At 36.4% G+C, this 10,012-nt stretch carries 6 protein-coding genes; 5 read left to right on the plus strand and 1 reads right to left on the minus strand.

Annotated features, from left to right (window positions below):
- Positions 1-490: 490 nt before the first annotated feature.
- Both PAND9192_RS10965 and PAND9192_RS10970 read left to right on the plus strand, forming a co-directional pair.
- A complete protein-coding gene (locus tag PAND9192_RS10965) occupies positions 491-691 on the plus strand; it encodes a hypothetical protein (RefSeq protein WP_036792228.1) in 201 nt (66 codons plus the stop codon).
- Between the two features lie 344 nt (positions 692-1,035).
- A complete protein-coding gene (locus PAND9192_RS10970) occupies positions 1,036-1,683 on the plus strand; it encodes a helix-turn-helix transcriptional regulator (protein WP_087853833.1) in 648 nt (215 codons plus the stop codon).
- A gap of 80 nt (positions 1,684-1,763) precedes the next feature.
- Here the strand turns inward: PAND9192_RS10970 and PAND9192_RS10975 are convergent, their stop codons facing one another.
- A complete protein-coding gene (locus PAND9192_RS10975) occupies positions 1,764-5,834 on the minus strand; it encodes a GEVED domain-containing protein (protein ID WP_087853834.1) in 4,071 nt (1,356 codons plus the stop codon).
- Positions 5,835-6,427: 593 nt separating this feature from the next.
- On the opposite strand from PAND9192_RS10975, the gene PAND9192_RS10980 reads away from it, so the two are divergent.
- The 3 genes from PAND9192_RS10980 to PAND9192_RS10990 form a co-directional block, all read left to right on the plus strand.
- Entirely contained in the window at positions 6,428-6,769 is a 342-nt protein-coding gene (locus PAND9192_RS10980; protein ID WP_087853835.1) for a hypothetical protein, read from the plus strand.
- A 525-nt stretch (positions 6,770-7,294) separates the two neighbouring features.
- On the plus strand, positions 7,295-7,567 hold the full coding sequence (locus PAND9192_RS10985) for a hypothetical protein (protein ID WP_087853836.1): 273 nt from the start codon (positions 7,295-7,297) through the stop codon (positions 7,565-7,567).
- Between the two features lie 218 nt (positions 7,568-7,785).
- Positions 7,786-10,012 (plus strand): DUF4347 domain-containing protein (locus PAND9192_RS10990; protein ID WP_159458236.1); only part of this gene is annotated, 2,227 nt, incomplete at its 3' end.

Genomic DNA, 10,012 nt, shown 5'->3' on the forward strand with positions numbered 1-10,012 from the left:
TATCATTGCGAAATAAAGATAACCAGTAATATAATTGTAGTATGTTTTATTGATTGTTTTGTGTGTTTTTTGAACGATTGCTGTGTTTGTTTTGATTTTTTGATTCCTGTTTATTTTCTTTTAAAACAATGTGTTGTGGTTTTGTTCAGTGGTTATCCACAATTTTCCATCAATTTTTATAAAAAAAATATTTACAGCATCAAAAATAGGCGTTAATGTTCGATTCGTCTGTTGCTCAGACCTAATGTGTTTTAAATAAAACCACAATGTCATTTCTGATCATTGTTATTCGTTTATGTTGCAAACGTTGTAGCAGTGCAAAGCTATAAGAAGGGTGATCTTATAGTTAAGAAGTAGTAGGTCAATGAGTAAAGCTCTATATCAAGGTGAATTAATCATTTGGTATAAAACTATTTAAACTCAAATTGATAGCCTCAAATATATATGCTAATTATAAAAGCAATATTTGGGCGTAAAGGAAATATAAACTATGACTTCACAAACAGGTATTATTCGTAGCTTCAACCCAGTTGAAAAAATTGGTTTAATTACTAGCGATCTTGGTGGCGATATTCGTTTCGATGCATCTCAAGTTTGCAGTCGTTCACAGCCATCATCAGGTAGTATGGTTGAATTTACGTTAGATGATTCAAGCAATAAGCTTAAAGCAGTTAAAATTCGCTTTATTTAAATTTAATTAATGAGTTAAATATTGGCAAGTGCTGTTATTTATCCATGATTAAATAAAAAATCCCGGCCTTGGTCGGGATTTTTTATTTTTGTAATATTATTTTTACAATAATGTATTAAAAGTATAATAATATCATTTAAACTTAAATGAAGATCTTTGTTTTTATTATTTATATCAATATCATTAATTAAGTCAGAAGCTTATTGTGCTGGGTCTTAAGCATATATCGATGGTGAAAATGAAAAACATAGATATTGTAATCATCGATATTATGCTGCTTAAATATTAATAATATGATAAAACTGCTTATATAGAGTGGTTTGTGGTGATAAAAGGTAGAAAAAATGCATGAATTGACCGAGAGTGATTATGATATTCTTCACGCAATGGAAAATATTGTTGATGGTATTGCGGCGATGTGGGGAGAGCATACTGAAGTATTGTTGCATTGTTTAGATTCGCGTAATCCGTCAATTATGAAAATTGCAAATGGACATATTACAGGGCGTGAAGTAGGCGCACCCATCACTAATATTGCATTAGTAAAATTAAATGAAGGACAAGATGTATCTAAAGCTTATATAACCAAGTCACCTAATGGTAAGACGTTGCGTTCATTAACTACGGTGATCCGTAATAAACAGCACCAAGCAATAGGTTTACTTTGTGTGAATTTTAATTTAGATGCACCTTTTCAATCAATGATCCATAGCTTGATGCCAAACATTAATAGTTATTGTGATCACAGTGTTACAGCAGAAACATTTGCTCGAAATAATGATGAAATGATGCATAGTTCAATTGAAACGGTACGTGAGCAAGTTATTACCGATAGTGGGATTCCCCCATCAAAGAAGAGTCGAGAAATTGTAACGCGCTTACACGATCTAGGGGTTTTTGATCTTAAAGACAGTGCCCAGATTGCAGCGAAAGGGTTAGATATTTCTATTCATACTATTTACCGATATCTACGAGAGATCCGTGCGAATTAATTCAAGAATATGAGTTCTAATATCTAGAACTCATTGAATATAAATGCGATTTTATTGGCCTTGAGAGTATGATGTTTTAATTATTTTACCGTTACTTGATAAGTTACATAGCCATTTTTAGCCGGGGCTAGACTGCCTGTTAATATCCACTTAATTGCGCCAGTATAACCACTAATATTGCTACCATCCGTGGTGATAATATTACACGAAGTGATGGTTGTTGGTATTTGTGTTGTAGATGGAATACAACTGATTGGATTTGATAATAGGGTATGTTCTGGTACAGTATCAAAAATATTAACGGTATTAATTATACCTAAGCCATTATTTATAAAATGAATTTTATATTCTAATATATCGCCGGGTTTAGCGGTATTACTACGACTTTCTATCGCGCCGATTTGCGTGATATTTTTAACTGTTTTCTCTATTTCAAGTTCACCTGCATGACTAAAACTGACTTTAATCGTATCGGTATCATTAACAGTTTGAACTATCGTGCTGTTACTAAAATCCATCGTTGCACTTATTTGATGATTATATACGGAATGTAACGCGGCATTATTGGGTACCATGACTTTAGCGGTCACACAAACTTCAGTGGTTGCATTGGCGCTAACGGGAATCGTGGTAGTAATTAATGTGTCTGTAAGCGTATCTAATTCACCATCACAGTTAGTATCAGAATACAGCATGCTTGCCCACGGATAACCTGATGGGGTATCTGTAATATTATTGATAGTAAAACTTACATTACCGCTGGTATTAACCTTAAATTTATGACTAAAAAACACCGGAACGCCGGGTTCACCTTCGGTATAATTATCTGGCTCTAATGTAGGTACAGTTACTTTACCAAAATCGAGATGATTTAAAATATCTCCTGCCGTGGGAGTGACGAGAAGTACACTATCCGTAATTGAACTATTAACAACTTTACCAACTAAATTTAAAGACGCATCTGTAATATCGACTTCAGAAATATTAACCCATGGCGCTTGTGATACGACTTGGATTTTTATTTGTTTATCGGCAAGTTCAACTGGAATAGTAAAAGAGTAGCTACCATCTCCCGATGTGACTGTTTGTTGGATCAATTGATTTGGCACATAACCGGTAATGGCACTATCGTCATAAATTGCTTTGACAATAAAATTTGCTAGCCCGCGTTCTTCACCTTCTTGGGTACCATTATGTGCTGTCGCAGCGCCTTTACCATTATCTTCAAACACCGTACCATTCAATATGATTTGATTGATAAGATTGAACATGTAATCTTCAACTTCCCCGTTAGCAACGGTGCCTGTTGGGCTGTCACAGGTATCGGCAGCATTACATAAACGGAAGCGAATAAAGCTATCACCGTTATATCCCTCGGTATAAGCTGCGTTAAGTGTTATCGGAACATTATTTACGCCATTAACAACACTATAATCATCTAATACTAATTCACCCGTATCGTTAAAATCACCGTCACCATTTAGATCAACAAAAATATTAAGAAAGCCACTGTTTCCAGTGACAGTAATGGGAAGTGTTGTTGAGGTGGCAACAATAATATCTGCGGGCATAACGACACCTTCTTCATCATCCTCTCCGGTGAAATTATCACCAGTTGCATCTTCACTGTAGAAATAATAAAGATCGGGGTCCCATTTTGTACCCAAGATTAAATCTGGTGTACCGGATACATCAACATCATCATTACGGTGTCCAACTTCACCATAAGAACTAGGTGCATCACCTTTATCTATACTTGAGATACATCCTGCGGCATCATGAAAATCAACGCGAGTGTAATCACTTGGGATTACAAATGAGGCGTCTCCAGTGATCATATTAATGCGATACATACCCACTTTATTAAATAGATCATAACTGCCATCACCATTGGTATCGTGATCACCACCAATAGTAAATGCATAAAAATGATTTAAATCGTCAGTCGCGACAGCGCCAGTCCATATATTTGGCGCTTTAGCACCATTAAAATTTAAGTTGATTGTGGTGACCGTATTTGCGTTGGGATCATAGCGATATAACATAGGCGTTGTTGGTTCGGTTTTTGCTGCAGCTATTGTACTTGCAACGACAAAGCCATTACCGGTGAGATCAACGGCATAAATTAAGCCATCGCTTTCCGATACCGCCCAATCTGAACCAATACGAATACCATCAGGATCGGTACCAATGATAGCGAGTGGTAGTTTTTTAATGCTGTAACTTCGCTCATTTAAATCAATACTGATCAAACTATCCCACCGATTCATAGCAATGTAGTAAGTTTGTCCATCTCGTGAAATGGTTCCCATATTTGCAGTAAATTCACCACCAATGTTTTCGAGTAAACGATCCCCCTTATTGATAGAAAGAGGGCCATCACCGTCGGTTGAATCAATGCTATAGTTATCATCAGCATAAATGTAGCCCAGTGGAATGAAACTGGTGCCACTGATATCAGTCATAACAAGAGCAATATGACTACCATCAATATAGGTTGAGTACATTTTGCCCGTTATACGATCAAAGGCTAATCCATTCATTAAACGATAATTAATATTGGTTTTTATCGGATCAAACATAAAAGTAAACGGTTGATCTGGCTCTACCGATGAATACGTAAAATTGTTGCCATCATCATTTGACTCGGTAACATAAAGTTTGTCACAGGTATTATCTAGATTAAGAGCAGAAATAAAAATACGGTAATCTTCCACTTCACCATCCATTACTTCTCCAATGGGTGTATTACAATCGGTATTTGAACAGGCTCGGACTCGCATATAGGTATAACCAAGATCAGCTGTTGCTGGCACAGTTATTGCGTAATTATTAGCAGTATTAGGTGTAATTGATGCCTCGTTCACCATTAATTCGCCCGCTTCATTCCAATTACCGTTGCGATTCCAATCTATCCAAACATATAGGTTAACGTTGGTTAGATTTGAACCAGAGTCAAGTGTGGTTGAGATGGTCAGTGTTTCTGTATCGCCTGGTTTCATATTAGCGTTGAAAGTCACGCCATCTTCGTCATTAGGAGTATCCGTGGTGTCGTCTTTGGTCGCGGAAATATTTTGTAAGGTGCCATCGTCAGGATCCCATTGGCTACCAATAGTGATATCAACTTGTGCATCATCATCAAAATTATATTCATAATGGCGAGCCCCATTATCGGATTTAGTTGTATTGTAGTTATCATTACCCGTTCCCGCAGCGTTATCAGGAGCATCGCCATAATCAATGGCAATTAATCGAAACGTATAAGTACAGTTATAATTATTGCCATTAGTAACAGTTAAAGGGTTGGCACAAGAAAAGGAGACTAGTTCATAATCACTAGAACCTGCCCATGTAAAGCTATAGGAGCTTGGCGTCATTGGTTTGGTATCGCCAGAAGAAAAGGTAACCGCAATTGCGGCAGAATCGGTAGCGATAAGATCAAAATCAGAAGGTAAAGCCGAGCCATTTTCAACTACGGCATTAAGGGTCATGCTGGCTTGAACAAACGAATAAGCGCGAAAGCGGACCTTATCTAATGCCGCTCCCGAACGGCCGTTAAATCCAGCGATGGCCTGACCGGTAGGGGCAACAACACGATTATAAAAAGTACCTGGATAGTTACGGTTAGGACCGATAATACCGGTTGAGGGTGTAGCTGGCGCTGCTCCTATTTCTAACCGATTGGTACTCGAATTAAATGTAACTGGAGCACAATATAGCTTAAACCAACCCATAACTGGCCATGTAGTTGTATCGGCTTGTACCCCGACAACGGCTTGATTGGCTGGGCAATCGCCGGAATATAAAGTACCTGATTGTGGTCCTCCCCACGGTGTGGTTCCAGCAGGAGTGAGAGTGGCGACATTACCGACAACGGATACTTGTGAGCATTGTCCTCGTAGCGCGGTACCATCTAAACTTCCGCCAGTGTTTTGATTATAAAAATCAAACCCTGTCATTAATTGCCCAGAGGGGCACATGCGTTCACCAAATTCACCACCACCGCTACCACCAATATCAAGTAAGGTACTTTGATAAACCAAACCAACGCCTTCTGCAGCATAAATAGATAATGAAAAGCTAAAATTAATGAGTATTAATATTAATTTAATGACTTTAATAAATATTATATTTATCCGATTGTTTGGCATTGATAATACCTTAGGTGATTTGTTTATGGTTAGACTGGTGTTAGTCTTTTGATGTTTTTATAAATAATCAATTCACATATTAGTATGCATTTTGCAAAAAACCAAAGCGTTTTCGGAAAACAAAAATGTTGTCTTTTATATAAGAAAACCAAGCAATTTAATATACGGATTATTATACGATGAATTGTTGTTTTTTGTTTTTTGGCTTGAATTTTGCTTAGTTTCTATAATGTGAAGATTATTATAGGAGGGAGTATTATATATTTATTATTACACTGCTGATTGCACTGTTCTCTTTTCCTTTTTATTCTTGTACTTTGAAGTATCAATCATAGTTTGATGTCGCTTTATCTTCTCCCATTAAATTATCTTCAAAGGATATGGGAGTAGTTGTCAAAATAAAAAATAAATCCTATCAGTTTAATGGTCATAATTCTTTGACTTTATTAAGTAATATGAAAGACTTATCAAATCATCTATCTCATATTTATACACTTAGGTCATCACATTTAAATTTATAACTTAGTAAGTTTATAAAGAGATATAATGCGCTTACTTTTGTTGGTAGTGCTCTTAACAACGATGATATTTATTTGATAGGTAATGATGGTGATAAAAATAAATTAATAAAAATATCTAAGTTTGATTTAAATAGTTTTGATTTTAAGAATGCGAAGAAAAATATAAACTTCATTAGTTATAAAATTCTTACTCCGAGTCATGATGGTATAAGTGCGATCATTTCTGATTTGGATTTTAATCGATTAAATAATAATTTTTATGAATCGTTATATATCCCATTAAGTAGTTCAATTTCAATGAAAAATGAATTTATTAATTACATATCATCTATAAATCTAGAGTTTTTGAAAGATGTCCATGATATTCCAATGTATTTCGATGTGAAATTGATTCAAGAAGAATATAAAAAATGATTATATCAATATCTTTTGTACCAAAAAATAAGAGATGTTACAGATTTATATTTATTAATGGTAGACAATAATGGATCAAATCGAATTATTAAATATCAATTGTTTGATTAATTTAAAATATTGTTTAGTCCTCGTGTTAATAGGTTGATGTGTTGTTATAAATATAAAAGTCTTTTTTATTTATAATATTCTCAATGTTATTTTTGTTTTCGTATTCTAGTGAGGCATCTCACTGCGTGGCGGTGCTATGTCATGGATTTCAAGCGATATAGATGGTGATGGACTAAAACAAGTTCAACCTTAATAACAAGTAGTGTTATTAACGGCGTATATAAACTACAAATCTATGAGTACGTAGTAAAGAACTTAGATCTTAATACAACTTATGCTCCTTATTACAATTCAGGAAAACGTATTGCTGGGCTAAAGAATAATGCGAGTGGTAAAAGGAGTATTCAATTTACAATTTTATTGAAAAATGGGAATTGTTCTCCATTGAAGTTTTGTACTTTGATACCAACTGTAATGGTGAATAAAATTTACTTTATCAATAATGGCTCAGGTCCGATTGACACTATCAAGCTGTTTGATGCGATACCTGAATATACCGAACTTGCAGAAGTGCTGAACTGCACGTCACCAGCTACATTATTACCATCCAGTATTGCTACTTGCTCAGTAACAACAACGGATGACGCCAATGCCGTGGGTTATGAAGGCGGTATTGAGTGGCAATTAGGTGGTACCTTAGCCCCAGCAGAAAGTGGCTATGTGACCTATCGTGTTAAAGTGAAATAATTACAAATAGACGATTAAAAACACAAAAGCACTTTAGGGTTAGTTAAATAACTAATGTTAAGGTGCTTTTTTCAATGTTGGTATAAGTATTGCCTGTTACCTAGAGGATTATTATTTTCTAGTTTGAGAGTGACATTATGCTTAGAAAAATAAAAATAGGGATAAATAAGAGAATATTCTTATTAGCTATTGTTATTCTATTGTTATCTGCGTTTTTTGTGAAACAGACGAGTGATTCTAAAAGGATCACTGTTGTTGATGCTCATTTATTCGAACAGCCTTATTTTAAAGAAAATGCTATTTCCATTCTCAAAATAAAAAACATTTCTCAGATTATTGCAAAAATAGAATCAGAATCAGAATCAGAAATTCAAATCTTAGATATTTTTGCTCATAGTGAAGCGGGTAAAATTATTATTGGGCAGGATCAAATTACATTAAATAATATTGACCAATATAAAAACACATTAACAATATTAGGCCGCCACTTAGCAAATAATGCCCACATTAATTTATTAGGTTGTGATATTGCCCAAACCGACGCGGGTAAATTACTGGTTGATAAATTTGCCCAGTACACTGGAGTCAGTGTTGCCGCATCAAATGATAAAACAGGGGCTTCTGAGTTAGGGGGGGATTGGGATCTTGAATATATTACCCATGACAATAAAACCAAGCTTGCTCAGTTACCGTTCACTTATCAATCTTATCCCGCGATACTGAGCCATGACTCAGAATATGTTCATCCAACAAAAATTGATCCAAGTACCACAGATACCGATGGTGATGGTGTTATGGATGATGTCGATGTCGATGATGATAACGATGGGATTTTAGATGCCATTGAGCGTGATGCCTTTTGTGTCGCTGCGGGAACGGATTATATTGGTCCAACTTATTTTTCATCGGTTGATATAGAAAATACGAGTGCAGGAGCTAAACCTTGGGAGTGGGTTGATGGTAATACCAGCACTGGGTGGCAACCTTTTACTTGGGCCGATCAAAGTATTCCAATTAAATTTACATTTAATTTAGTCGCGCCATTAAGCGCGGATGGTTTTTCATTAGCGAATGACTATGGTGCGGATGGTGATGGTGTATATCTCGGCGATGGTATTAAGGAAGCCACGATATATTTATATAATAGCAGTGATGAGTTAATGGGGACTGAAACGTTTGCGCCACTGTATACAACCAGTAATGTGACTTATCAATATAGCTTTAGTCAGCTATATAATGATATTGCATATTTTGTTATTGAAGCACCATACAAAGGTCCCGGTACTGGCGGCGCAGCCCCTAATTACCAAATACGGGAAGTCGGTTTATTTACTGCGTCTGATTATTGTGCCCAATATGATACCGATGGTGATGGTATTCCGGATCATGTTGATTTAGATTCCGATAACGACGGCATTCCAGATAACTTAGAAGCACAACCAACGAATAGTTATATACCACCTAGTGGTATTTATGATGCAACAGGGCTTGATACTGCTTATGCCGGTGGGCTGACACCTGAGAACACCGATGGCATCGATGAGCCGGATTGGCGTGATTTAGATACAGATAATGATTTAGGCTCGGATGAGAGTGAGTCTGCTGTTGTTATTACGCATAATGATCTTAACCATGATGGTATTGATGACAATATTTTATCGCCTCCTGCCCCTGGTGTCTGGGGACCAGGAATTGTTAATTTAACCGTTAATACCCCTGCTGATTTTCTTGCTTTTTATCCTCAAGCTGCATCTGTATCAGAAGTGTTATGGAGAACAGATGCTTATCCTGCTGCAGACTATGGTGATGCCCCTGATACATCTGCGTCAACGGCTGCCAATAATTACCAAACGACTGAATCTAATTTGGGTCCTGCTCACTTAATTGATACTAATTTATATATAGGCACGACGGCACCAGATATTGATAGCGGTGTATTACAAGATAGTGATGCGACGTCTGATGATAGTGATAGCGTAGACGATGAAGGGGGCATGACATTGATGCCTATTCAAAGTACGTCAACGGATTATAAAGTGTATTTAAAAGTCACTAATAATACCGGCGCAACGGCGACATTAGCCGGTTGGATTGACTTTAATCGTAATGGGCAGTTTGAAGAAAGTGAAGGGCAACTTGTTCAAATACCTTCTGGTGTAACGCAAGTCAATACAGAACTGGAATGGAATGGGATTTCCCCAAGTAGCAGTACCCATTTATATTTGCGTTTACGTCTAGTCAATCGTGTTGTTACGGGAATATCGGATATATCTTCACTTGGCGTTGATGGCTATGGTGAAGTCGAAGACCACCGTATAGAAATGCAAGACATTGATTTAGGGGATGCCCCAGACAGCTATGGTATCGACCCAACATTAGGTGGTGCATACCATATTATTACCAATACATCGAATCTCTATTTGGGTAATTCAACCATTGATACCG

The sequence above is a fragment of the Photobacterium andalusiense genome (assembly GCF_900185625.1).
Taxonomy (GTDB): domain Bacteria; phylum Pseudomonadota; class Gammaproteobacteria; order Enterobacterales; family Vibrionaceae; genus Photobacterium; species Photobacterium aquimaris.

Excerpts from the sequence above, each read along its gene's own strand:
- PAND9192_RS10965 (WP_036792228.1), top strand. The coding sequence starts at position 491 with ATGACTTCACAAACAGGTATTATTCGTAGCTTCAACCCAGTTGAAAAA.
- PAND9192_RS10975 (WP_087853834.1), bottom strand. The coding sequence starts at position 5,834 with ATGCCAAACAATCGGATAAATATAATATTTATTAAAGTCATTAAATTA.
- PAND9192_RS10970 (WP_087853833.1), top strand. The coding sequence starts at position 1,036 with ATGCATGAATTGACCGAGAGTGATTATGATATTCTTCACGCAATGGAA.
- PAND9192_RS10985 (WP_087853836.1), top strand. The coding sequence starts at position 7,295 with ATGGTGAATAAAATTTACTTTATCAATAATGGCTCAGGTCCGATTGAC.